This window comes from Desulfosarcina alkanivorans, assembly GCF_009688945.1.
In the GTDB taxonomy this organism is placed as follows: Bacteria; Desulfobacterota; Desulfobacteria; order Desulfobacterales; family Desulfosarcinaceae; genus Desulfosarcina; species Desulfosarcina alkanivorans.
In genome coordinates, this window is record NZ_AP021874.1 from 288,997 (window position 1) to 313,873 (window position 24,877).

The following is a 24,877-nucleotide window of genomic DNA, read 5'->3' on the forward strand; positions in this document are numbered from 1 at the left end:
CCGCCGGCATGGCGGTCTTCACCGGATACTTACCGGAGCCTGGGAAAAGTTGTCGGCGCGAATGGAATGAAAGGCTTGAGTCAGCTCAGCAGACGCATCAGAACATGTTCAACGGACGGAATACGAAGCACGGTGCCGGGTTCGATCTCCAGGGGGAAAAAGATGTCGTTGTAATCGCAGATGATCCACCACAGACCGGCACGGTCCAGGTAGCGGTGGGCCAGCAGATCCAGCCTGTCGCCCTCGACCACCGTGTGGAAGCGATCATCGGGACGGGGAGTTGTATCGACGCGCGGACGGACTCCCAGAAACTCATCATCATGATCCGTGTAAAGGATGCCCGCTGCATAGCGGGAACGACGTCCGATCATCCGCGCACCTCCGAGTAATCCACCGACTCGTCGATGTACTCCTCGAGCACCATGTCGACTTCGGCATGTTGGGGAAGTAGATTGTCCCTGTCGAACAGGTGAAAAAAGCGCGCCTTGACCTGCCTGACCACGCAGAGCACACCGGGATAAAGATCACCAAACATGAACAGCACACGGTGCGGCGCGTTCTTGAGCATCGTTCCTGCATGCTCCGGGTAGAGGAGCGAGCGCAGCCAGTCCACCGATTCCTTGACCGGTCCCTTGAAGAATAGAATCTTGAAGCTGATCTTACGGGGCTCGCCGGCCACATATTGGTAGCGGGGATGGCTCATCCCTGGAATCTTGATGGCGGCGTAAGCGGTGCTTTTGTCGTCCACGATATCGTTGGGGTTGTATTGGAAATCCAGGTAGTCACCCGTATCCACATCCACGATGTATGCTGCGATCTCTTTCTGGTCCCAGGCCACGATCAAAACTCCTCGATCTCAATCACGGTCTTGCCCAAGTTAAGGGCGTGGTCCATCTCTCTGCGCATGCCGCTGGAAACCCCATCTCCGATATAGGCCCAGACCTCGTCACAGCTTTTCATGAAAATCAGTCCACAGGAGATGCCGATCTCCCGCTCCGACGCCTTTTCATCGTCAAGGAAGCGGGTAAACAAAAGATGGGGTGCGAAAGGAGAAAAACCGCGCTCCACAGCCTTGCGGCACAAGCGCTCGGCGACAGTTACATTGCGGGTGACGTCTCCCGCATATCGACTGCAAATGAATATTTTTTTCATGCTATCCTCACAGCGTTTCGTAATTCTTGATTTTGCGCTCACGCAGATCGCGATAGACCGATTGGGCAACCTGACGTCCATCGAGCAAGGTGGTCACCGAGACGTCGATGGGCCGTTCCGCGAGCGCGTCGAATTTGCTCAGGATGGCCTCCAATACCGGCAGGAGGTTCTCTCCGGTGGACGACTGCGTGAAACCGTTATTTCCTGCTCCAAGGACACCTCTGGTCTCGCCGAGAAGACGCGATTGTTCAGGAGGCGCAGCCTCCGGTCTCGTTTCCATGATCGCCGGTTCGGTTCCGAAGAGAGGCGTTCCCGCCGAAGGGATTTCACCAGCTACAACCGGCGTAAGCGCCAGTGTCCCGGCCAGCATCGATGGTACGGCTACACGTCCCAACATATCGTTCATGAAACCGAAGGCTCCAGCGATTGCCTTAGCAGGAACCGTCGCGGCCTTGGCGATCCCTCCAGCCAGCGCTTCCAGTAGTGCTGATCCGCTACGAGTCAGATTGGCCAGCGGACCTTCCTTGGCGTCGGAAAACGGCAACAGATCGCGAACAAAAGACAGGGCCGACTTGGCCGCCCGGTACGGTGCGGTGACCGCCGATTTGATCCCTTCTCCCACCGTGGTGAGAATGGCTTTCCCGCTTTCAAACGCGGTGCCTGCCAGGTTGGATACAGTGGACGTCACGGAATCCCACGCTCCCGAGGCGGCGTTCTTTACCTTTTCCCAGGCGGAAGATGCGACTGAAGCCAGCCCCTCGAACGGAGCTTTGATCCACTCCCAGGCGCTTTGCGACATTGATCTGAGACCGTCCCAGGCCATGGATGCGGCGTTGGTGATGTGACTCCACGCACTTGAAGCCGCATCGGCGATCCAGGTAAAGGGTGCGCTCACGAAGGACCACGCCGACTGAGCAAGGTTGCCGATCCCGTTCCACAATTCACTCGCGGTGGAACGAATCCCGTCCCAGACGCTTCCGGCTACATTACCGATCCAGTTAAACGGCGCGGCCACGGCATCAAACGCCGCTGCGCCGAGACCCTTGATCCCGTTCCAAGTGGAAGCGACCACGCCAGTGACGCCGCGCCACGCGGACGCGGCCAACTCGACGCCTTTTCGAAACGGCCAGGTCAGCGCCGAGAGGATGCCGGAGCCCAAGGACTTGATGCCTTGCCATACCCAGCGAACAGCGGAGAACATCCCCTTGAGCGCCACACCGAGTATCTTGCCCGGCAACGAAAGGACTCCCAGCATACCTTTGGCGAGAGTCTTGAGAATCGCCGCCCCGGAATTGCTCAGACTGGACAAAGGTCCTGTCTCGGCATCTGAGAACGGCAGCAGCTTTCTGAGCCAACCGAGCGCCTTCTTGAGAAGTTCGAAAGGATAGGTCACCGCCGACCAGAGACCTTTTCCCAGGGCGATCAATAGCCGTTTGCCGGCTTCGAAAAAGGTCGTGTCGCCCGAGAAAAAGCTCCGCACCGCCCCGAAAACATCCCTCAAAGTTCGCACCAGCGGCAGGTCCATGAACACGGCGACCAGCGACGATGCGATGGCGGTGAAGAACCGTCCGATAGACGAGAACAATCCCTTGATAAAATTCCAGACACCGACGATCACATCCCGGGCCCACAGAAACGGTGTGGCCAGGAAATTAAAAACGGTGCTGCCTATGGACTTTAATCCGTCGACTACTGAGAGGTCGCCGGTGAGCACTTGCCAGACTGTGTAAACCACCCGGCCGACCATGCGGAGCGCCTGGACCAGGAGGCGGATCGGCAGGAAAAACTTGTAGATGAACTTCCCGGCCTCGATGAAAGCCGTGACAATGGTCTTGCCCAGCCAGACGACCGCGCGCACCACCCAGGTGACGATCTTGACGACCGCCACCAGGTTGTAGATTACGAACTTGAGCAGATACGCGCCCACCTTGGCGATGACACCCAAAACCGTGCCGAGCGTTTCTCCCAAACTTCGATAGGATGAAGCGTCGGCGGAAGATGCCGCCAAGCCGAAGATTTCCAGAACCGAAAAGACCGCCTTGTAGAGAGCGCCGTATGCCTGCATGAGCGCACTAACCGCCGGTTCAAGAATCGCCCGGATCTTTCCGAACGCGTTGGAAAAGGCTTGCCATAAACCTGTCAGGAATTGGCGCACCCGGTAATAGATACGGAACACCGTAATTACGAGTCCCATCAATCCGGCCGCCTCTAACTTTTTGGCCAGCTCAGCCGACATCCGTCCGGACCCTCCGCTCAGGGAAGAGATCAGCTCACGGATACCGCCCACGACGAGTTTTACCTTTTCCCACGCTCCAAAAATCGTGTCGCGGATGCCGCCGAAGTTGGTCTCCCACGCCCGTTTGAGCAAATAGACGGCCAGCACCACGCCTCCGATGATGGCCACAACCGGCAGAAAATAGGTAGCGAACACCGACCCGACACCGGCCACAGCCGCTCCCATGGCCGCGAGACCGGCCTTGATGGCGGGAAGCATCAAACCGATGGTCCCCGCGGCGGCGATCACGCCGCCCACAACCACGAGCACCGCACCAAGGGCCATGGACAGGGTGAGAACAACCCTGGTCAATCCCGGCATGGACTTGGCCAGTTTCTGAAAGAAGAGCACGGCTTTGGAAATGCCCTGAATAATCGGTGTGACCACCGGGAGCAGTGTGCGGCCGAGGATTTCAGACAGGTTACTGATCTGCTGCCACAGGAGCTTGAACTGGCTGCCGATGTCCATGTTCATCGCCTGGGCCATCTCTTCGGTGACGGCGGTGCCGGTCTTCATGGCCCGCGCGACGGACTGAATATTGGTCTCCAGCGCCCCTACGCCCTGGGACATCTGTAAAAGGAACTTGACGGCTTCGTCGGAACCAAAGGCTTTCTTGATCTCCACCTGGGCCGCGGCCTGGGACAGGTCGGGGAAACGCCCTTTGATCTCCTGGAGGATGGGGATAATCCCTTTCAATCGTCCCGTGGAATCGATAAACGAAAGCCCGAGCTTCTCGCCGGCCTCGGCGGCTTTCATGATGAATGCCTTGTACAAGGTTCCGGCTTCCGAGCCGGGCATGGTGGTCTGGAGTTGCCCGAGTATGGCGAGTTGTTCCTGCAATGGGACATTGGAAGAGGCGGCCACCGCGCCGATGTTCTTGATGGCGTCGGCCATCTGGCGGCCATTGGTCTTGAAGGAAGCGACCGTCTGGGCCATGGCTCCGGCGAAGGTCTTCGCCCACTGCGCGTCCGACATATCCTGCATGATGGGCTTGAAAATGCCGTAGGCCGTGGTGAAGGTGCCGACCATCTCTTCGGTGGTCGCCTTGGTGGCTTTGCCGGTAAGGGCGGCCATGGCGGTGAACGATCCGACCGCTTCGTCGGTCAACCCGGATAAAGCGGAGCGGACGTCATAAGCGGCGGTGATGAATTCGGCCTTGGTCGATCCGGACCAGGTGTTGGTGAAGGATTCCGCGGCGTCTTCAATAGCCCGCAGATCCTTGACTCCGAGGGAGGACAGTTCACCGAGTGCTTTCTGGGTGGCTGCCGTGGATGCTACGAGACCGACCGGCAAGGCCATGAGCGCCAGACCCGCGCCGATCATCATGGTGCCTTTCTGGATACGGTCGAGGTTGCGCGTCATACGCTCGCTGGAAGCGGCGACTGTGGCGTCCAAGGACTGCATGGACGTCTGGACCCGGGCCGCGTTCTGCGAAAACCCGTCCTTCATCGAAACAACGACACCGAGTCCAAGATCTTCGTTCATGTGCGATTGCGCTCCAGTTCCTCACGTTCAAAAGCAAGCTGCCGCTCCATGGCTTCCACGAATTCGTGGCGGACCCGAAGCGGCAGCGCCCGTGTTTCCGAATAACTCCAATGGAGCCCGCCGTAAGCGAGAAAGAAGATGTCTCTTACAAGCGAACTCCGGGGAACAAAAAACCCGGTTCAGCCTCCAGACGCGTGCGGATACGGATACCGCAGGTCTCGCACTCGGTCTCCACGGTGGTATCGACGCCTGCGTCAACCCGCAGCATTTCCTGCCGCAGGGCGCTGCGGTCGCGCAGGGACATATCGTTCATCAGCTTCTTGCTCGGGGCCGCGCCATCGATGTCGATGAGACGGATCAGCATGGCCGAAGAGATGGACGGTTCTTTGAGCGCGGCCAGTCTTTTTTCCTTTTGTCCGTCCAGATAACCGAATCGCACCTTGCGTTTCGAACCGGGCAGGTCAAAGGTGAACTCCCGTTCTTCACCGTAAGGTGTAACCTCCAGATCATCCATGTTGACAGTCACGATGTTCGCGGCACGACAGGCTGTATTGGGACAGAGCAGTTCCAGCTCCGCCTCATCCCCGAGAGATATCTGCCGCAGCTTGACCAGGATAAACAGACGGTCTCCGGACAGAAGGTCGAGCACGTCTTTCATAGACGGCTCCTCGATCTCTCCCAGCCGGACGGTACAGTTCCTGAGCACTTGGTTTACAGCGTCACCGTTCCTGATGAGCCTTTGATTGGTAAGCAGTTCCTCCTCGGCTCCGGTCATTTCTCTGAGCTCGACTTCAGTTCCGCTTGGCAGTTCAAATATGTGCATGGCTTATCTCCTTGAATCAGGTCCAGTACTGGTAACTGATGGTGAGTTTTTCGATGGTGTTGTCCGTGTTCGCGCCCTCGAGTTCGTCGTATTCCAGGACCTTGACCCACGCTCCGTGCAGGGTCCACCGCCGGGTTTCGTTCCCGGCGCGGTCGTAACGGACGATGTCGATGTCGCGCATATAGTCGTTGGGCAATCCGCCCACAACAGCGTTGACATCCACCTGTTTCTTGGTCCATTCCCGCGCGGCCTCGTCGGAACCATCCTGCAGGATGCCTTTTTCAAGGGTGATGTCCTCGAACTTCACCCGCCCGGCGACCTTCTGGTCGAACATTGAACCGGCCGGTGCAAAAGCCACTTCCTCGAATTCGGTCTTGGGCTCCTGGCCTTTCTTGAAGAGCGCCACATCGAAACCGTTGACCTCGATGGCGAACTGCCAGTTCTGATACAGGCTCTTGGGCATATTTCCGCTACGCATGGGCTACCTCCTTACGCTGTCTTGAAGATTTCTTTGAAGTCGGCCCCGGTGGCGGTGAGCACGAAATTGAGTTCGATGAATTCAGCCGTCTTCGTGGGCTTGACGAAGATGCGGGCCACCAGCTCGTTGCGGTCGATGACCGCCGGGGTGTTGGTTTCCTCGTCGCACTGGACCGCAAAGTCATAGAACCCGCCCTTGTCCTTGATGTCCTGTAGAAAGGGATTGATCAGCCGGATCAGGGCCCGCCATGTCTGCGGATTGTTGGGTTCGAAGACCACGAAACGAGAGGATTCGGCGATGGCCTCCTCGATATACATCATCAGCCGCCGGACGTTTACGCGGTCCAGAGCGGAGGGTTGACTCTGCAAGGTCTTCTGTCCCCAGATGTTGATTCCGGTGTCGGGGAAAGATGCAATCACGTTGACACCCTCGGGGTAGATCACGTCCCTTTCACCCCGGCTGGCCTTGTAACCGAGCGACAGGGCGTTGAAGATTCGTCCGCGGTCGATGCCGGCGGGGGCATACCAGACATAGGTTTTCTGGTCGCTTCGCGCGTAACATCCGGCCACGGCCCCGGAGGGTGGAATCAGCTTTTTCTTGCCGGTAACCGGGTCGCTGATCTCAAGCCATGGGTAGTAGAGGGCCGCATAGGACGAGTTGAACGCCGCGTGCGAATACATGCCCTGGCCTTTGCGGAAATTGACTGTTTCAAGTGGTTCAAGATGGATGGGCGCTTCAGCGACGAGCATCAGGTCTTTGCGGTTTTCGGCATAGGTGATTCCGGCATGAATCACGTTGGCAGTGGTTACGCCGGGAGCCATAAGCATGTTCAGGGCGTCGATCTCGTCAAAAGCGTAGAATCCGGTGTGCTGCGAGGGGTCTCCGATGTAATCGATGTCATTCAAATCGACCAGCCCGTCGTCGCCGCCGAATAAACTGAATCCGCCCTTCGCAGGCCGATCATCCGGTGTGCCGGACAGGGGGCCGAGATCCTCGACGCTGATAAACTCGGAGCGCTCGTTGATCGCCAGCTCCACATGATTCGACGCCGATTCATCCATGGACAGGTCTTTGAAAACTTCGACGACCTCGTCTTTAAATCGGACGACGAGATTGAATCCCGTGGCAGGATCAAGCGTGCCGTCCTCAATTTGAACGCTGAGACGATCACCCCAGACGCCTTCGTTAACCGCGAGCATGCGGAGGGTGTCCTGGGCGTCCTGTCCGCCTGCAAGGTTCGCGGACGCTGCCGATTGTACGATGCCCGTATCCTCTGTGGTTGCTTGAACCAGGGCGTCCGCCTCCGGCTTCGCGGCAATTGCCTGGGCGACCTGGTCCGCGGTGGCGGCCGGATCGCCGGCGCTGTCCGTGGCCAGATTGACGGTGATTGCCTGACCTGTAACATCCACGGAAAGTTGTGTGTCGGTTCCCGAAGCGACGAGCTCTATAGAGATACCGTTTCCATCGACACCAGCCTGACGCGCAAGCCAGGTGATGCGATCCGTCCCGGCGGTGCCGGTTTCCAGCATCGCGGCTACAGCTCGCCGGTCCTTCAGCGTCACCGATGATTTCACGGCGGTGAGGCTGCTCTTGTCGGTGGGATCTGTCAGGTGGGCGATCCGATTCACATAGAGAACCGAGCCGCCGTTATCGAAGAAGGCCCTTGCGGCGTAGGCCAGATAACCGGCCTGCAGGTAGGAGCCGAACTTGTTGATGAACTGTTCCCAACTGGTGACCAGCACGGGCTTGTTGATCGGGCCTCGTTCGGCCACACCCACCATGCCGCAGGATGATGTGGAAATCTGTTTGACGTAATAACTGAAATCGATCTCGCGCGTGTAAACGCCCGGGGAAAGATAGGTGGCCATGATTTACCTCCGTTTCGTGCGCCGGGACGTTGGGGTTCCATCGCCCTTTGGTTTTGTCTTGGTCTTTTTCGCGGGAGACTTGCCTGTTTTCGCTGAGGCTTCCGGCGGTTTTGCCGTCTCGGTCAATAAAATCAGCCCCCGCTTTGCCGCGGCTTCGATTTCAGGTGACAGCTGTTCATTGCCTATTGATTTGCGTTCACGCGGGTTCAGATGCAGTCCTTGTCCATCGCCCGCGAGGTGAAACGTGAGCGGTTGGAAAAGTAGATTCTTGATTTCAATCATTTTGGTTTCTCCTCGTTTATGGTGTGTAGAGACGGTCCTCTTCGACACCGTCACGGAATTCGAACTTGCGGTCCTTGATGAGCGGACCGACTTCAACAGCCCCGTCATACACGGGGCAATCTTCGATACGGCAGCGACCGGAACTCTGGCGAAGATCTGAAAGATTCACTCTGCGCAAACCGCCCAGGGCGGTGAGTTCAGTGAGATTGAGCGATCCGCGGTCCTCCACGGTCAAAACCGGATGGCGCTGATAAAAACGGGCGACTTTTTCCTGGAGATCAAGCAGCTCGCCTTCATGCGCGGCGGTGACGACGACATCGAAGTCGAGGTGGTAAAGACGCGGATAGCGGCATTCTTCATAGCTCAGGTTTGGGACATCTTTTTCCACCATGCGGGCCTGGGTTCGGCGGTCGCCGTTTTCGATCAGCGTTGGTCCCTGCAGGATCAGGCTCGGGACATTGGGTACTTCGAACACATCGTCCGCGGCCACGAGTACCGCATCGGGGTCGATCTCGGCCTTTGTCAGGCGAATAAAGCTTTCAACAACTGTTCGAACGGTTTCCAACGATGCACCTCCGGTTATCCGGTTTCTTCTGGCTGTTACCTACCGGAACCTGTGCGGAAGTGTCGGAGTCGTCAGAGAACAGAGTGAATGGCCTGCCGGTAATTTTCGATAATCCGCTTGCGGTATTTCTGCATGGTGGGATGGAGAAACGGTCTGGGCGGGATCACAATCACCGCTCCATTGGGATGTTGGATAGTAGCTCCGTATTCCATTACCGCTCCGATATTGACCATGTCCTCACCGTCCTTGTTGACGGTGCCTCGCAGAAGTCCGACAAAGGCACGGTCGGCCATGATCTTTTGGGTGATGGCGTTGACCAGGAATCCGGTATCGATCAGGGCTTTGCTGGAGCCCTTGCGTTTGATAGTGCTTTCGGCGAGTTTGGCGAATGGTTTTCCGCCGGGAGCCTGGCTGCGGATGCCGCGTTTGATCTCCCGAACAAGCAGGATGGCGTTCTTGATGGTCGCTTGACGAAGCGCCAGGGCCAGTCGGGCACCGGGGGCATTGGCCAATTTCGCCCGGGCCTTGTCCCAGTCTCCGAATCGCTTAACTCCCATGGAGACGAACCAATTTGAGAACCTTGTGGGTCACCACGCCGAACAAACGCTCATCCTCAATGGTCTGAACACGAAACTCATCCGCTTCACTTCGGATGTGGTCTTCCTGCCGGATATCCATGTCCGGCAAAACGCAGGCGACGGCGTCGATTTTATTGCTCAGGTCTTCCGGTGGTGTCTCCACAAACTCCAGAGGGAACGGTCCGACTTCTTCGTATGTCGCGTCATCCGAACCGTAAAGCCGTTCACCGGGTTGACTTCGAAGCAGTACCGCCTCTTGTCCAGAGGCCAGAATCAAGTCCTGTACATCTTCCGCCGCCGAGATCTTTTCGTTATCGGTCAGCAGATTCACAAGTCGCCTCCCTGCTCGTAAATGACCGGTTTCATATCAGAAGGCGAAATGATGTAGTCCTCGGGGCTCGCCGCGGCCCCCGGCTTGATTTCGCTCAGGCGTTGCTTGTAAAGAGCCTTGAGGTCCTCCTCGAGTTTCGCCCAATGCTCGGGCTGCTTGGTCTTGTCGACCCGTTTGTCGCCGCTGGAAAACGAAAAGGTGTTCGCTGTGGTCGCACGCATGACCTGGCAGGCGTGTATCTGCCCGAGCAGCAGAAGCAGCTCGCGCGTTTCGCCTTCGGGGTCCGGTACGACCTCGTCACCTACAACGGATAGCGATATCTCCAGATCACGGGCCAGGCGGTAGACGCCTTTATGGATGCACCGCTGAAGTACATCATCCGCGAAAAGAGCGCTTTCAGGATCGGCCAGATCGATGCGAAGCGTGAGAACGAGGTCAGCTATCGCCACCTTCCACCTCCACCAAGCGCTTCTTCAGCGCATCGATAACCGTGCGTCGTTTTTCATTGGCGAGATGGGATTTGAGCCTGGCGGTGTCGTTTTCACCACCGACCTTGGAGATAGCCTCGGCCGCCGGGAGTTTTGACCAGTCAAGGTCCGTCTCACCGTCTGTTTCTTCCTTGGGTTTGATATTCGTGTCCGTGGGCGGATCTTCATCTTTTTCCGGCCTGGCGAGCAGGCCGGCTGAGATCGCTCGTTCCATGTGGGGTGTCAGCTCCTCGACTTCTTTTACACGCCCCGGCTCAAGTCGAAGTCCAGCATCGGCGATGACCAGGATTCCCGGTCGGACGTTTTTAACTTTGAACATAATAAGGCCCCTCCATTAGCCGAGAACCTTGATTTTTGCCATGATATCCGGACGCGTGATGCCTTGGCCCAGCTCGGACCATACCAGCCAACCGGTCTTGAAACGGGTCTTCTGCTCAATAGCCTCGGTCTTGATGTTTTCGCGCACCGGCATCTTGCCGACTTCCTCATCAGGAATAAGGAGAACCTCGTCCAGGGACTGGGCCGCAGTGAGCAGGATACCGCCGGTGCCGTAGTTCTTGATGACACCCTTGGCGCGCAGCTCGGCCTTGGTCTGGGGGTCGAGGTTCCAACTGCGAAGGTCGTTGAACCGCCGGCCTCGCATGACGATGTACTTCACCGACATCTCCATGTCCTCGATAATGGAGATCGCCTCGTTGAGCGCCTCCTCGGTGAGGCTCGTGCCGGTCACTTCCACCGTGTTGGCCGCCGGAACCGCGGACGAGATCACGGTAATGCTCCGTTTATCGATCTCTTTGCGGATTTCATCGGCAGCGGATGTCTGGATATCCATCAGGGTACCGATGTTGCCGTTCTTGAGCACCGAAACATCGACCATTGGCGCGGAGTGGATGCGGTGGGTTGGGAACTCCACTTCATCCTTTCCCAGCTCCTGCTCTTGGGCCTCGCCCTCGTTGCTGATCCAGTAGGCCTTAACTTTCGGCTTTTTCTGGTACAGCGGCCGTTCTCCCTTCGGCAGGGTATGACGGGTGAGCAGGAGAGATGAAATCTCCTTGCGTTTGATCTCCTGTTCAATGGGAGCGGCAATGGCGGCGGCCAGAGCCCGCATCCCTTCCGGAGACTCCAGCGCCTCGGACATGAGGCGGGCCATGGTCTCCATATATTCCTGGCTGTGTACGTTCACTTGAGTCTTCTCCATTTTAGGTCTCCTCCTGTAATTAGATGACAAGCCGGAACTTCAGCGTTCCGCCGGAGACGGAGACGGCCCGCGCGATAACCTCTTCACCGGATTGAATACCCGAGGTGAGGACGCCGGTGGCCGAAACCTTCAGGTCGTCGCCCGGATTGACGGTGCCCTCGAAAGCGTCGGTCTCGTACACGCCGCCCATGCAGTAAATGCCGGGCATCTCTCCGTTCTTGTAGTCTTTGATCAGAATGCCGAAGGACTTGATGGTCGGATCGGTGTTCACGGCGAACAGATCGTCGCCGACGATCCTCACCACCTGACCGAGTTGGCCGTCCCCCTGCATGTAGCCGTCGCCGTAAGCGAGGCCGCGATGGTTTGGGTTGATGTAAGGCATGGTCTATCCTCCTTATTAATTGGTTTGAACCGGTTCGCCGGTCATCAGACCCACGCGTTGGTTATAAGCGGCCATGAAGCCGGTCTTGAGCTTGTCTTCGAGGCTTTTCTTCCCGTCGTCCACGTCCCTGGGTCGCACGCCCGCGTCGCTGCGCATCCGAGGATCGTCTCTCTCGTCATCCGCTTTCGCCTGCTTTTTCCCGGCGTTGTTTTCGGGTTTATTCCCGCCGTCTTTGGCCTTCTCGGCGTCCGCCTTGATCATCCGATCAAAGGCGTCCTCGGTAGCGCTGAAGGCATCGTCGGAAAGCCCGGCCAGCCGGGTTAACTCGTTCGTACGGTCTTCATCGCTATCAAAGGTGATGCCGTGCTTTTCCACTTTGCTCAGGAGCTTTTGGGCTCTTGCACGGTTGGCCGCGGCTTTTTGCTCCGCTTCCATTTCTTCCACCTGCTTTTGCAGGGTGAGCACCTGTTGTTTGAGCTCCTTGTTCTCCTTTTCCAGCTCCTTGAGTCGAGCCTTATCATCAGTGGTGCCACCACCGCCGTCTTCGGTCTTCTTGGCGGCTTCAGCCGCCTCGTCTTTCGCTTTTTGTTTCTCGTCCATCGTCGGACCTCCTTCGTTAAGAGTTTCGGAAACCTCGCCCCGTTCAGAGGCGACCTGGGTGATACGTGCGTTTTCATCAGCGCCCTTGCGGTCAAGAAGGCCGAGGCCGGTGAATGTCACACCGTGAAGAATCTCAAAGACGGGCTTTCCCTGGAATGCGCCGCCTTTGTGTTTGCGCAGGTGAATGCAGTAGTCGTTTTTCGACTGCACCCGCTTGCCGCAAATGGAGCACTCACCCTCTTCGTAATCGCATTCCATCGAGACCTGGGTGATGATTCCCTTCCGGATCAGCTTGTAGGCCAGTTGGGAATGCGGGCTGTCCGAGATAAAGAGTTCACCGGCACACTCGATTCGCCCGCCGTTTTCGTCTTCGATGAAGTCGGCCGACACGATGCCGCCGACGATGTCCGTGAATTCCTGGGAATGTTTGAGATCGATCTTCTTGTTGACGGCTGTGGTGTAACGGGCCGCCAGTTCATCAGAGGTGAAATGGTCACCGTTCTTGTTGGTCCCGGCGCGACAGAGAACAAAGGTAAACTGCGGATCACCGGTTTCCTTCACCACATCCAGCGCTTCCGCGCTGAGGACCGTCGGCACAGGCGCATCGATCTCCACCGGAAAGGAGGTGTGGCAGGCCGCGGCGGAGGATGAACCAGACGAACGAGATGTGCTGCGTGGTTTAGTTGAGACGAACAGCAGCTCCCGGGCATGTTTTCCTTCCCGGCCGATGTCCTTGGCGATGTTGTAATCCACCTCCATACCGCGCACGCGAACCAGGCCGTAGTGCTCGGATAGAATCTCTCGGATTTCCGCTTCACGAGGAAATGCTCTGTCGCGGTATGACAAAAGGACCGTTCCATACTTGCCACGGGCGTCTGCGGCCAGCGTCTCCATCATGGACCGGATGGATTCCTTGGTGTACCTGGTGCGGGACGGGAAATTCTTGCGGGGGTTGGAATGAATTTTCTTGTCCGCCCAGCGGGTCATCAAACCTTCGATGAAATGAAGGGAATCCTCGTAATCGTTGCTGCCGAATTCGGTCACGTACGGCGGATCGAGATACAGGACATCCGAACCATAGCGCCGGACCGCTTCGGTCGCGTCCAGGTTGAACGCCTTACACTCTTTGCCGTTGTCAAACACTAGATTGTTGAGCTGGCGGACGGTACGCTTGAATGACTCGATAAATTTCGACAGCGGAGGATTGGAAAGCTGGGACTGTTCCAGGCTCGCCTCGGATTCCAGGTCGGCTTTGCGATGCATCTTCGAGCGGGAAAACTGCCCGAAGGCGCTCTTAGCCTTGACGGTACTCCCGAGCGCGGCGAGAGCCAGGTCTTTCTTATATCCGTGAAGCTTCTGGATATTGGCCCACACCTGGTCGAGCCAACGGAGCACCGGCTTGGTGTAGTAATAGCCGTAGAATTGATCGACGATGAAGGTGCCGGCGTCCGGGTTGGGGGCGAGTAACCTCTCCACATCCTCGTCAGTCAGCTTCTCGCGGGAATTTTCGACCACCGCCTTGGCAAGGTGATAAGGGAACCGCAACAGGTCGTTAGCAATAACCTTCATTCCCTTGCGTTTGAAGTGGTAAGCCACGTTCGCTCCGCCGGAAAAGGCGTCGAGAAAACTCTCAGCGTTCTTGGGGAGCTGGCTTTCAATCCAGCCGAGCATCAGGTATTTGCTGCCCATAAAACCGGTGACTCGGACGGTGTCCGCCTTGCCCGCCTGGCAAGACAGCAGGTCCAAGGAATCACCGAGTGGCGCATCGGCCAAAGCGCAGATATTTTCTTCCACGCGCAGAGCAGCCTCGGTCGCCGTGGAGGCTTCGTGTTTCTTGATCCACTCCTTGGCTTTCTCAATCGTCCAACCGTCCGGGTTGCGCTCGGTTTTACGAACAAACCGGTAGGCCTGGAGCACCATTGAGCGGGGATTATCGTCTTCGGGAACGAATTCCTTTTTGAATCTGCCGATTATGATGGAGACTCCGTCGACGCCCTCGAGCGTCTTATGCCGAAAACTGTCGGGCTCGAATTGCTTCGGGTCCTTGGCATGGTAGCGGATCTCGTTTTCGGTCTCTTCCCAGACCGCCTGTGTTTTGATGTTTTCAGCAGCGGCATCCGCTTTTGCGGACCGACCTTTACTGTGTTTACAGATAAAAAGCCGCTCTTTGGCGTGGGAAGCGTCCCCGTGCCGCGAGGTGATGGAATAATGGTGATCGCGGGAACGCATCGCCGGCTCGAAACCGTAAGTTGTTATGATTCCCCGCATCTCCCGCTCATTGGGATACGCGTGGTCTCGGTACGAAATCAGCCAGTTTGGGATGTGCTGGGCGTTGCCGAGGAAAGTCTCGAAGAACTCCTTGGCGTTGGTTCGGGAAACGGTTTGATGGTCCGTCTTGTAGTGCTTGGTCTTTGAACCCTCGACCAGGGTCAAACCGTCCCAATACGTCATCAGCCCTTCCACAAAGTGGTAGGACTTCTCGTAATTGGTGGTCGAGAACTCGGTGGCATACGGTGGATCGAAGTAGGCCAGGTCCACACGCACCTCGGACAACAGCCCGTTCACGTCCTTCCGGTAGGCCTTGCACTCTTTGCCGTTGTCGAAAACAAGCGCGTTGATGCGGACCACATTCTTGCGGAACCGCTCCTTGAACTCTTCCGGAGTGTCTTCGCGTTTTCCGTAGCGGGTTGAGGAGGAAAAATGGCCGAATCCGCCCTTGCCCGACATGCAGGTCTTGCCCAGGGCGAATAAGGCGATGTCCTTCTTGAACCCGGATAATTTGTCTATATTGGCCCGGATGGTGTCGATCAGTCCGTGGACGCCCTTGGCGAAGAATATCCCTTTGAAATTGTTGCGGATAAAGGAACCCGCCTTGGCGTTGCCGGCCAGGAGCGCTTCCAGTTCCTCGTCGGTGAGACGGACATTGCGGTTTTCAACGATGGCCCGAGCCGCGTGATAACAGTAACGAAGCCGGTCGTTGGCCAGGACACGCAATCCCTTGGTCTTGTACATATAAGCCACGACAGCCGAACCTGAAAACGCGTCCAGAATGGAGCCCACACCTTCCGGCGTGTGTTTCCAGATCCAGTCGACCAGCTTTTGCTTCGAGCCGATGTAATTGGTGATGTATTTTGGCCGTTTGGCCGGTGACGCCTCATCTGTGACAGCCTCCTTGGCCTGGGCTTCAAGGGTTTCGAAGTCCAGATCAAGAGCGGCATCAGTCTCAAGCAGAAACGCCAGTCGGTCACGGTCGGTGGCAAAAAGCTCCATTCGTATCTCCGGTCATGTCGCGACAATCTTCAGCTCTCCGCCCCGCGGAGCGGGTGCAAGAAAGCCCTGTCGCTGGATACCTACCGGAGGCCGTCGAAAAGTGTCGGGAAGATGGCCGGGATGGGATGAGGAGCGCGAATCTCAGTCGTATAAATGGATCACGCGGTTCCTTTGGGAATCTTAATCGTTTTCAGAGCTTCTCTGGTAACCGTTTGAGCGGCTTCCTCTCTTGCCGCTTTTTCAATCGCCTTGATAAGTTGCTGCTTATTCTTGGTCGTGGCGATGTGATATCTTTGCTGGGCTTCAATCAGGGACTTGCCTTTGAGTCCAGAATGGTCCACTTCTGGTTCCAGCTTATCGAGCAAGTCGATCACGTCCTGTCTTATCATGTAGATTGAAACGCCCTTTGTCCGGGCAACCTCCTGCAGTTCGTCCATAGTCAGTACATGAAGTCCTTCACCTTTTTTCAAGCGCTCGGATACAATCTGCGCCTTTTTCAGTGCCCTTTGCTTCTTGGCCAGGAGTTTAACCAGGTCATCCTTGGTTCGCAGCAGGCCGATTTTGTGTTCTTTTAGCTTCGCCTTCAGTACGGCTCCGGTGAGATCCGAATGGTCGAAGCCCGGCTCGACCTGGTCGAGCAGTTTGATGAAGTCGGCCTTGGTGCGGGCGATGGAGACGCCGTTTTGCTTCGATAGGGTCTGGAGCTGCTTCACGGTGAGGGTTTTCAGGTCCGCGACCTTCCCGCTCTCGAAGGCGGCCTTTAGCTTGGTGTCCTCCTTGGACTTCGCCTTTGCTTGTTTTTCGATGGCCTGGGGAGGGAGGATGCATGCATCAGGTTCAGCCGCAGCCTTCGCGCCCAACTCACCACCGCAAATCACCAGCGGCCAAGCCACCACGCTGGTGCAGCGACAGTTGGGATGGGCGGGCTGACGGGGAAACCTGCCTGTATCGAAAACCTTTCCGTCCAGCGGGCCACAGATCGGGCAGACCCGCTCATCCTCCATGGTCATCCATTCGAGCTTGCGAACACCGACCTGGTCGTGGAATTTGATCCGCCCCTGGTTATGGGCCCTCAGCACCTCAGTGCGTGCGATTACCTCCATACGGTACTGAGCCTTGGTGAACACTTTGGAACCCGCGTGGCGGAAGGATTCCGGGTCCTTCACAACACGTCCGAGATCGCGGGCGATGTCTTCGACACCTTTGCCGGTGGCGATACCGTTCATCACGGTCCGTTTGATACCGTCAGCCAATTCGCGGTGGACGTCTCCGGCAAGCACCATGTTGTAGTTGGTCATGAAATCGAGAGCGTCGGTGTTGACAAGGGTGAAGACGCGGGTGGCGAGCTTGTCGATGCCATTGGGAGTCAAGTCACGGTAAAACGGCAACTGGGCTACAGCGAATTCATCGATGCCGCGGTAGATGCCCTGGCGGAAGGAAGCCTTCGCCGTCTTTCGGAAAAGTAAAGTCTGGTCCTGGTGAAGCCGGGATGTGGTTTCACGGATATCGGCCTGGAGCTTCTTGAGTCCTTCGACAGCGGACAGCTTGTTGTCGGGAAGTGAGCCGAGGCTTTTATATCTGAGAATGGCCCGACGCACCTCGTCTTCGGCGTCGGTGAGCATGGCGGTTAATTCGGCGACCGTCTGCTCCGTGTACAGATTCCTTGCTCGCACGCTTTTCTCTGTGGCCCGGCGGATGGCCTCGGCCTGGGAAACAGGTTTCTTCGCTGCGAGCGCACCAATCATTTCTCGCACTCCCGGCAAGCCGTCGTCTGCTCTGGCACTTCACCTTCCTGATCGGATGGGATTTCCGAAGGAACGGTCTTGGAGTCGAAGAAGCGGCACACCGGGGTGTCGAAGGTGGTTTCGTTTCGCTGGACACGGCAGTGGTTGCGTTCGTCATCGAAATGCGCGCAGTCGTCACAGACGGCATCCCCTCTATCACCCCGGGCGAAAGGACCAGCCCAAGACGCCTCCGTCCGGCTTCCGGTGGGATTCTTTGCCGGGTCGAGACCGAGCATCTCTTGTGCGGTCTCAACACCCATGATTCCCGCCAAGACCATGTCGGCGATGGGCTTGACCTGTTTTTCATCCAGCAGGTCCACCGAGCGTTTCTCGTTTTCACGGTTGGCCGATTCGATATCCGGATCGAGGTCCATCTTTAGTTGGAGGCTGGAGCGGCTGATCAGTTTGCGGTCGTAGAGCTCGATGAGCAGACGCTTGACATCCACCGCGTCCGAGAGATCGAGGTCGTTGAACAGGAACTGGAGTGTCTTGTCTTCGTAACCTTTAAGCTCCGCCCAGTCGTCGAAAATCCAGGCAAGAATGTTCCGTGCGGCCTGTTTGATCTCCCGGATCATCACGAGCATCTTTTGGAGACTCACCGAGGCGGTGGCGAAATTCGGACCGTCACCGGTGACCAGGGAACGCGAGAGCCCCAGGGCCACGATAATATCTTCCTTTACCTCCTTGACCTTGTCTTCAACGTTGAGGACCTGCCCCTCGGTGCCGTGAGTTTCGACCGTGACATAAAAAGGCACGACCAACCCGCTTTTGAGGTCCATCTTGTTGACCATGTTGCGGACTTGTTCCAGCATCTTCTGATCGGGCATGACCATCTTTTGGCCGAAAGCGCCGCCGACCTTGAGCAGGCGGAATGGTGTGGCCCAACGCTTGGCGATGGCTTGTTCAGCCCGGCGGTAGTCACGCAACAATTCAATGGACTGGAAGGCGGGCAGGACCAGCGAGTTGCCCCGTGGGGAAAATGAAGGCGCGTCCCATTTGAGGTGGAGTACCTGATCGACCGGCAGTTCCAGACCTTCACCGATTCCGGGATTATCGTCAGGAAACTGGCGGGCCTCCATCATCTGTCCCTGGGCATACTTGACCTTCACGGAAACCGGATTGACGCATATGACCTCTTCCAGATCCTTACCGTTTTTGGTGTAGCGCTTGAACCCGACGGCGTCGCCTTTGACCAACAGTTGGAGAATCATGTCCTTGACGAATGCGGAGATGTTCAGCCGGTCGGCCAGGGAAGCGGCATCGTTCTTCACATTCTCATCGTCGCTGGTAATTTTGATTTCATCGCCTACAGCGAAGGTACGCCAGGAGTTGACGCAGTTTTTAACCAGCGGCTCTTCGATGTAATACTCCCAAGCCTTGCGCGCCCGTTCCTCCCAGGTTGCGGGTATGGCCTCAGTTGCGTTTACCTTGCTGAAGACCGAAGGGTCCAGGGCCGCCGCCGTAGCCAGAGGTGCGATTACCAATCCATCGGTTGATGAATTGGTAGTGGGACCGTTGCCATCGGCGGTAGTGGCGATTTCATCTGAAGTTGTGCGCTCGTTTTGTCTCTCCACCAGTATCCTCGCGTATTCTTGGCCTGCGGGTGCGACATCTGCGCCGTGTGGCGAGATGAAGCTCGTCCTGGGGTTATCTACCGGAGGCGGGGAAGAAACGTCGGTTGGGCGGGTATGTGATGTCGGTTCAGATAAACACCGGGTCTGTCAGGATAGGTATCAGGGAAACGGTCTCCTCTCCGATCTGATCGAGATTGGCCTGTTCCCGGGCCAGCAGAGCACAGCGGACGGCATCGATAATGTGGTCGTTGCCTTTGGAATAGATAACCCGGCCATCACGCAGCGTGTAGGTGTGGGTGGTGAATTGATCCTCCAATTCCAGGTCCTCCGCCGGAAAGACAATTCGCCGACGCTGGAGCGCTCCGTTGATGAGGCTGGTCATGAACTCCTTGGTGCGCTTTCTTACCTCTTTCCCATCCCGCACGGCCAGGGTCGTCATCCCTCCGAAATCGTAGCCGCGCAATCTACCCTCCAGTTGGAGATCTTTGTATTTGTCCAGTGTGTGAAGCTCCTGCACCACGGCCAGACCGTTGCCGCCGTTGTCCACCCCGATGCCGGTGGCGGTGTAGTATCGGTCCAGCAGCGCGATGGTCTGGGCGATGTGCGGGTAAGCCACGTGTTTCATATGAACGCGTAGGACGAGTTTAATGATTCGGCGCTCGCCCAGTTCCAGCTCCTGGAACACGACGAGTTCGGTCGGATCGTTGGTGTAACCAAGATCGCCGCCGATCCAGAACACGCCTGTCTGGGGTACAAGATTGAGTAGCGCCTCCAGCCGATCGTGCGATTCTTCTTCGGTATCGCAACCACTCAGCTCTTCGCCCGTGATAATCACTTTCTGATATTCCAGAAGTTCCTGGCGGCAGAAATTCAGATATTCAATATTGAAGGCCCCATACGACGGCTTGCCGTGTTCGCCGGCCACTTCATGCTGCCACCCGGCGCTGTCCCGGCCGCCGTAAAACTCCAACAGCTCCGCTTCGCGTTCCTCAGACCATATCGGGTTGAGCCAGGAGGGCCATCGAAACACCTTGAACTGCGTTGAGGTGGTCAGGCGATAGTATGTGCTGTTCCGCATCCCGTTCGGTGTGGAATAGATTCGCAGCTTACCTCCGGATTTCAAACACTGACGCAGCGCCTTCCACGCCCGCTCTGTGAGCCAGGCCCCTTCATCCACCCAGACACGTTCGACGTGAAGTGAGCGAAACGCGTCGCCGTATGCTCCGGCCGGGCGGAAATAGAGAATGGTGCCGTTGGTGAATTCGAGCCGGAAGTATGGTTTGCGATGGATCTTGGGTTTGCCGTATTTGCTCAGAGCGATACTGGCCATGAGATCCGGGTTAGTGTCCAATTGGAACTCGATCTCCTCGGCAATACTGTCGAGATGCCCCTGGTGCGGTGCGGCGATCAGTCCTTGGCCTCCACGGGTGGTAAAGGCGAAGTGGAGCGCGTCGGTACCGATGCAGACACTCTTGCCGACGTCACGTCCATCCAGGTGGATGATGTTCTTGTCCGGGCACAGCAGATCCTCCACCTGGTGCGGCCAGTATGTTCTTCGGCTGCCGTCGCGATTGCCCAGGTATGCCTGACCCCAGAGCACGGGGTCGGCCAGAGTCTGAGCCAGCTTACGGTCCTTGGCGGATATCCGCGCCATCAAGCCAACCTCGCTACAAAAAATGCCCACGGTACCGTTTCAACTAATATGGCCAGGGAGGCTGCTAAAATCGCAACTACGATGGCCCGCAATATAAGCTCCAATTCCTTTTTCATGAATGCCGTCCTCTCACTGCAAATACTTGTACATTCTTTAAGTAACCTGTGAATACGCCTTGACTTCCTTCGCACACGAAGCCTGTATGTGGATGTGCAATAACGTTGTAAATCAATGTGTTATAGAAATTTACAAACAATAACGGAGACAAGCCATGCACCGCAGAACCAGCAATAAAGACGCCCAGAAGGCATATCGAAAAAAACAGGAAGAGATCACAAAACTGATGGTCAGCATCCAGAGAAAGCTGAGACGGCATGCCGGGGAATCCGTTCATTGGGGTCACGTTGGCGACCTTGGCCATGTTGAAGAGCTGCTTAGCCAGATCGATGAATTCCTTGGATAAACCATCACAAACAAAAAAGGAGGTACTATTATGATGGAATCTACACTGCACGAGGCCGCGAAGGCCTACATTGAACATCTGAGGACCCAGGGCAAGACGGAGCGGACCATCTACACCTATGGAAAGGATTTCGAACAGATCGAAGCCTTCTTCGGTGCTGAGCGAAAGCTCACCAGCATCCTCGTTCCCCACGTTGGGAAATTCTTCAAATCCGATGTGCTCCTGAAACTGCAAAACGGAAAGGAACGGGCCAAGCCCACGGTGGATAAAACCAAGCGTGTGCTGCGCATGTTCCTTATCTGGGCTAAAGAGACCGGTCGCATCGATAAACTGCCTCTGCCCAAGGGAACCCCCATGGGCCGGAGCGTAAAGAAAGGAGACAAGAAAAATGACGAACACAGCCAACATTCCGCTCCAACTCCTGCCCAGGCCTGAGCCTTTTGGGCAGGCGGTGGAAGCCTTCGGCAGAAGGCTCGCCGCCGATGGTCGCTCGCCGAACACAATCAATGCATACATGCGAGACCTGAAATGCTTCGCGGGGGTGCTCTCGGTCCGGCATCCGGGAATTGCTGTCAATGGGGTGACGACAGGTATGATCGATGAGGCGTTGACGGCACCGGCGGTTTTGCGCACTGTTTCAGACACGCCTCGCTCACCGGCTTCACTCCACCGCTTCAAAGCGGCGGTCAGGTCCTTCTTCACGTGGCTGGAGGAGACAGGCCAAGCTTCGGAGAATCCAGCCAGGTCGGTGACGCTGCACAGGATTCCACGCACACCACCATCCTTTTTGACTGAGGCTGAGAAGCGAAGACTGCTCAAGGAACTTCGCGGGCGGTCTTCGACATTGGCCATCCGGGACCGGGCCGTCATTGAGCTGTTCCTCGGCACAGGAATCAGGCTGCAGGAGCTTGTCGACCTGGACATCGATGACGTTGACCTTGACGCCAAGCATTTGCACGTTCGCGCCAAGGGTGATGTTCCACAGGTGAAATTCTTGAAGTCCAAACTTCGATCCCTCCTACGCGGTTACCTGAAAGAACGCCGCCGTCAGGGTGACTGGGAATGCCGGGCGCTGTTCCTCTCTAACCGCGGAACACGCCTTTGTGAGCGTCAGGTTGCCCGAAGGCTTGAGCACTGGCTCAAGGCCGCGGGGATCGAAAAGCAGCTTACTCCGCATTCGCTGCGGCACACGTTCGCCACCCACCTTTACAGCCGAACCGGCGACATCCTGGTTGTCCAGCGCGCCCTCGGGCATCGCGACCTGTCTACCACTCAGATCTACACCCACCTTGTGGACGGGGTGCTCGAAGACGCCATCGAAAGGCTGTGACCGGTCTTCCGGTCCGGGAATACGGCGGTCCTTCGGGACCGCGTTCTCGTTCCAGGCTCCAAGAAGGCAATGACAGTATTGAGTGACAGTAGGCTCACAGTGACGCGCCTGAACACAATTCAGGATCATGATTGGATCATTACTGCGCAGCATCATGGGTGATGGGAAAAAATGATTGACTGATGTTTCCCGTTTCTGCGGCTTTCGGAATGTCAGAGAACACGTCTTATCTGACATTCCGGCAAACTGAAGCGCCGTAAATCCGCGTGACTGGCGCTCTCTTTTCTGGATGGCTCTGGTGTTATCCGACATTATTTCTGCGTTTTCTTTTTCTTAGCCGACTTCTTGGTTGGTTTCTTTTGTGACTCGGCCAGTTTTTCAAGCAGGGCGGTGGCCCATTCGGCCGGAGTGGTTTCCGGTCCCTTGGCGGCTTCACCCTCGCGGGCGATCTTGGTGGCCTTCAGGTCCTTGAGATGACAGCGGATCATGCGGTCGAGCTTCTCCGCGGCGTCCCAGTCGCCGGATTCCTGGGCCCGGCCCAGCTTGAGAAAGTAGACGGCCACCAATTCGACCTGCATGAAGTCAGAGCTCTTGTTGAACACAAAGTCCTGATAGAGTTGGCCGATGATGGTCTCGAACAACGGACGCTCCTCGGGTGAGAGGAACCGGTCGGCATAGATGCCGTGGCGCAAGCTGTTCTGGTTACCAGGAAGCGCTCCCGAGCCGACGCGTGCCTTAGCCGAACTGCGCACCTCCTCTTCGGATGCCGCGTTACGGTGCCAGCGGTCGAGCTGACCCGCATCCTGTTTTCCAATCTTGTTTTCTGCCTTGTCGTCAGCCATGATCTCCGCCGTTTTCGTTTTGGCACTTCGGGGTTCGGGGCGGGAGGCGAATTTCGCCCCCTGTCGCAGCCTCACGGATGTCCCCACGATTACTTACCGGAAGCCGTTTCAACCTGTCGGATCTCGGACTCTCTTCTGCGGTTGGCGAGGATTTGATTGACCCGTCGGGTGGTGACGCCGGCCAGGTGGGCGATCTCCTTGGTATTGACACCCTGTTCATGAAGGGCGATGACGAGTTGACGGCGCTCCTTGTAAAACCGGCTTGGGCATGGAATCCAAAGCACGCCGGTGTGATATTTCTGGACATCCTCGAGCAGTTCCTTGGGCAGAATCTTTCCCGCGTTGGCGTATCTTTTCATTTGTCAGTCTCCACTTTCTTTAACCATGGCTGCGAAACGTCCGGGTTGTGAAACCGCAGCGTGCTGGGACGCGGCGTGTTAGCGCCATGGATGATCTCGATGGATTGTTTTGTAACCGCTCCGATTTCCCGGTCCTCATCGACAAAGCAGACCAGTCCGTAATCCTGGCCGCAGGGAAACCGAAACCGTCCCTGGTTCTGATACAGCCGGGCTTCGGACCAACCGCAGGCCATGGCTTCATCGCGAATGGCGTCAACCTTGGCTACAGCCCGAGAAGTCACCGGCTGCTTACACTTCCAGGCTTCTTCCGCGGGATAAATCCAGTCTTTTTCTTGATGTATGGCAGGAACCTGGTAGGTCCTCGGATTCATGCCGCGTATGGCCTCCTGCAGGGCGTCTTCACCGAACTCCTCGATAGCCAACTTTTGTATCCGGTTGAATCGTTCCCGCAGGAGGTTCCATCGGTTGTCCGATAGTTTGCCGACCTTATGAGCGTTACCGGCGGCCGCCATCCTGGAACGAAGCCAGGCGAAATATTCGGGATCGAGACGGCGATAGATTTTTCCTTCGTATTCGATATCCCGATTTCCGCCTTCCTCGTATTCGAGGTGTCGAGACTCCAGATCGGTAGCCACGCAAAGGACTTCTGGAACAACGGATACTTCCTCGACCGGCGGATCAGGGCTCTGAACGGGGCACTCATCCTCCTTGCCGAGGTGAGCGATCATCGTTTTCATCAAACTCATAGGCGCATCTCCGGAAGTTGGGATTTACTGTTCTTCCCGTTACATACCGGAGCGAACGCGATACCGCCGGATTGCGAAGGTGCGAAGGTATCCTGCCGTCCTAAACACCTTCGCAGGGACCTTCGCAGTGCTGTAAGTGATTGATAAGATAGATAGATAAGATAAATAGAAGGTGAAGGTGCGAAGGGTGTAGAAGGTATTACTCTCGTGCGGACAGAAAAAAACACGGGTAGATCGGAGAATGTCTGACCGGTAAGACGTGTGATATTTTTTTTCGACAGAAGGGTGCGGACCCCTGAAACCCTTCGCACCTTCGCACAATCGGCGCAACTGTTTGAAATAACGGACGT

The 24,877-nt window shown here is 56.7% G+C and carries 25 protein-coding genes; 3 read left to right on the forward strand and 22 right to left on the reverse strand.

The features are described 5' to 3' along the window. Window positions 1-80 precede the first annotated feature (80 nt). From DSCA_RS01295 to DSCA_RS01385, 19 genes are all read right to left on the reverse strand, one after another. A complete protein-coding gene (locus DSCA_RS01295; RefSeq protein ID WP_155314725.1) occupies window positions 81-371 on the reverse strand; it encodes a LysM peptidoglycan-binding domain-containing protein in 291 nt (96 codons plus the stop codon). Then, window positions 368-838 (reverse strand): CIS tube protein, encoded by a 471-nt coding sequence (locus DSCA_RS01300; RefSeq protein ID WP_155314726.1) that lies wholly within the window; start codon window positions 836-838, stop codon window positions 368-370. Before DSCA_RS01300 ends, DSCA_RS01295 begins: the two co-directional genes overlap by 4 nt. Window positions 839-840: 2 nt before the next feature. Beyond that, the gene (locus DSCA_RS01305) at window positions 841-1,152 is read right to left on the reverse strand and encodes a DUF7768 domain-containing protein (RefSeq protein ID WP_155314727.1); all 312 of its coding nucleotides are present in this window, start codon (window positions 1,150-1,152) and stop codon (window positions 841-843) included. A 7-nt stretch (window positions 1,153-1,159) separates the two neighbouring features. Then, window positions 1,160-4,912 carry a phage tail tape measure protein gene (locus DSCA_RS01310; protein ID WP_155314728.1) on the reverse strand — a complete coding sequence of 1,251 codons (3,753 nt, stop codon included), beginning with the start codon at window positions 4,910-4,912 and terminating at the stop codon, window positions 1,160-1,162. Between the two features lie 145 nt (window positions 4,913-5,057). Continuing rightward, window positions 5,058-5,735 carry a T4 family baseplate hub assembly chaperone gene (locus DSCA_RS01315; protein ID WP_155314729.1) on the reverse strand — a complete coding sequence of 226 codons (678 nt, stop codon included), beginning with the start codon at window positions 5,733-5,735 and terminating at the stop codon, window positions 5,058-5,060. A 16-nt stretch (window positions 5,736-5,751) separates the two neighbouring features. Continuing rightward, window positions 5,752-6,213, reverse strand: coding sequence for a phage tail protein (locus tag DSCA_RS01320; protein WP_155306459.1), 462 nt, complete (start codon window positions 6,211-6,213; stop codon window positions 5,752-5,754). 11 nt (window positions 6,214-6,224) lie between these two features. After that, the gene (locus DSCA_RS01325; protein ID WP_155314730.1) at window positions 6,225-8,081 is read right to left on the reverse strand and encodes a phage tail sheath C-terminal domain-containing protein; all 1,857 of its coding nucleotides are present in this window, start codon (window positions 8,079-8,081) and stop codon (window positions 6,225-6,227) included. 3 nt (window positions 8,082-8,084) lie between these two features. Then, window positions 8,085-8,363, reverse strand: a complete 279-nt coding sequence (locus DSCA_RS01330) for a hypothetical protein (protein WP_155314731.1) — start codon at window positions 8,361-8,363, stop codon at window positions 8,085-8,087. Window positions 8,364-8,379: 16 nt separating this feature from the next. After that, window positions 8,380-8,928 carry a hypothetical protein gene (locus DSCA_RS01335; protein ID WP_155314732.1) on the reverse strand — a complete coding sequence of 183 codons (549 nt, stop codon included), beginning with the start codon at window positions 8,926-8,928 and terminating at the stop codon, window positions 8,380-8,382. A gap of 71 nt (window positions 8,929-8,999) precedes the next feature. Beyond that, window positions 9,000-9,485 carry a phage virion morphogenesis protein gene (locus DSCA_RS01340; RefSeq protein ID WP_155314733.1) on the reverse strand — a complete coding sequence of 162 codons (486 nt, stop codon included), beginning with the start codon at window positions 9,483-9,485 and terminating at the stop codon, window positions 9,000-9,002. After that, window positions 9,475-9,837, reverse strand: coding sequence for a hypothetical protein (locus DSCA_RS01345; RefSeq protein ID WP_155314734.1), 363 nt, complete (start codon window positions 9,835-9,837; stop codon window positions 9,475-9,477). The genes DSCA_RS01340 and DSCA_RS01345 overlap by 11 nt, the downstream gene beginning before the upstream one ends. Continuing rightward, a complete protein-coding gene (locus DSCA_RS01350; RefSeq protein ID WP_155314735.1) occupies window positions 9,834-10,286 on the reverse strand; it encodes a hypothetical protein in 453 nt (150 codons plus the stop codon). The genes DSCA_RS01345 and DSCA_RS01350 overlap by 4 nt, the downstream gene beginning before the upstream one ends. Next, a complete protein-coding gene (locus DSCA_RS01355) occupies window positions 10,273-10,644 on the reverse strand; it encodes a hypothetical protein (RefSeq protein WP_155314736.1) in 372 nt (123 codons plus the stop codon). Before DSCA_RS01355 ends, DSCA_RS01350 begins: the two co-directional genes overlap by 14 nt. 15 nt (window positions 10,645-10,659) lie before the next feature. Beyond that, complete coding sequence (locus tag DSCA_RS01360) at window positions 10,660-11,523, reverse strand: HK97-fold major capsid protein (RefSeq protein ID WP_155314737.1); 864 nt, start codon at window positions 11,521-11,523, stop codon at window positions 10,660-10,662. Window positions 11,524-11,542: 19 nt separating this feature from the next. Beyond that, complete coding sequence (locus DSCA_RS01365) at window positions 11,543-11,905, reverse strand: hypothetical protein (RefSeq protein ID WP_155314738.1); 363 nt, start codon at window positions 11,903-11,905, stop codon at window positions 11,543-11,545. Between the two features lie 15 nt (window positions 11,906-11,920). Next, window positions 11,921-15,775, reverse strand: coding sequence for a DNA adenine methylase (locus DSCA_RS01370; RefSeq protein WP_155314739.1), 3,855 nt, complete (start codon window positions 15,773-15,775; stop codon window positions 11,921-11,923). 158 nt (window positions 15,776-15,933) lie between these two features. Next, window positions 15,934-17,520 carry a phage minor head protein gene (locus tag DSCA_RS01375; protein WP_155314740.1) on the reverse strand — a complete coding sequence of 529 codons (1,587 nt, stop codon included), beginning with the start codon at window positions 17,518-17,520 and terminating at the stop codon, window positions 15,934-15,936. Beyond that, entirely contained in the window at window positions 17,517-19,133 is a 1,617-nt protein-coding gene (locus tag DSCA_RS01380; RefSeq protein WP_231716350.1) for a phage portal protein, read from the reverse strand. Before DSCA_RS01380 ends, DSCA_RS01375 begins: the two co-directional genes overlap by 4 nt. Window positions 19,134-19,260: 127 nt before the next feature. Beyond that, the gene (locus DSCA_RS01385) at window positions 19,261-20,787 is read right to left on the reverse strand and encodes a terminase large subunit domain-containing protein (protein ID WP_155314741.1); all 1,527 of its coding nucleotides are present in this window, start codon (window positions 20,785-20,787) and stop codon (window positions 19,261-19,263) included. Window positions 20,788-21,058: 271 nt separating this feature from the next. Between DSCA_RS01385 and DSCA_RS01390 the strand changes: the two genes are divergently transcribed. Genes DSCA_RS01390 through DSCA_RS01400 form a run of 3 tightly spaced genes read left to right on the forward strand, consistent with a single transcriptional unit; the run spans window position 21,059 to window position 22,580 of the window. Further along, window positions 21,059-21,250, forward strand: coding sequence for a hypothetical protein (locus DSCA_RS01390; RefSeq protein WP_155310984.1), 192 nt, complete (start codon window positions 21,059-21,061; stop codon window positions 21,248-21,250). 30 nt (window positions 21,251-21,280) lie between these two features. Next, on the forward strand, window positions 21,281-21,685 hold the full coding sequence (locus DSCA_RS01395; protein ID WP_155314742.1) for a hypothetical protein: 405 nt from the start codon (window positions 21,281-21,283) through the stop codon (window positions 21,683-21,685). Further along, entirely contained in the window at window positions 21,639-22,580 is a 942-nt protein-coding gene (locus tag DSCA_RS01400) for a tyrosine-type recombinase/integrase (protein WP_155314743.1), read from the forward strand. Before DSCA_RS01395 ends, DSCA_RS01400 begins: the two co-directional genes overlap by 47 nt. Window positions 22,581-22,891: 311 nt before the next feature. Here DSCA_RS01400 and DSCA_RS01405 read toward each other — a convergent pair whose 3' ends face one another. From DSCA_RS01405 to DSCA_RS01415, 3 genes are all read right to left on the reverse strand, one after another. Next, complete coding sequence (locus tag DSCA_RS01405) at window positions 22,892-23,422, reverse strand: hypothetical protein (RefSeq protein ID WP_155314744.1); 531 nt, start codon at window positions 23,420-23,422, stop codon at window positions 22,892-22,894. Between the two features lie 89 nt (window positions 23,423-23,511). Beyond that, window positions 23,512-23,781: an RNA polymerase sigma factor FliA gene (locus DSCA_RS01410; RefSeq protein ID WP_155314745.1), complete on the reverse strand. Its 270-nt coding sequence runs from the start codon at window positions 23,779-23,781 to the stop codon at window positions 23,512-23,514. Next, window positions 23,778-24,527 (reverse strand): hypothetical protein, encoded by a 750-nt coding sequence (locus DSCA_RS01415; protein WP_155314746.1) that lies wholly within the window; start codon window positions 24,525-24,527, stop codon window positions 23,778-23,780. Before DSCA_RS01415 ends, DSCA_RS01410 begins: the two co-directional genes overlap by 4 nt. Between the last annotated feature and the right edge of the window lie 350 nt (window positions 24,528-24,877).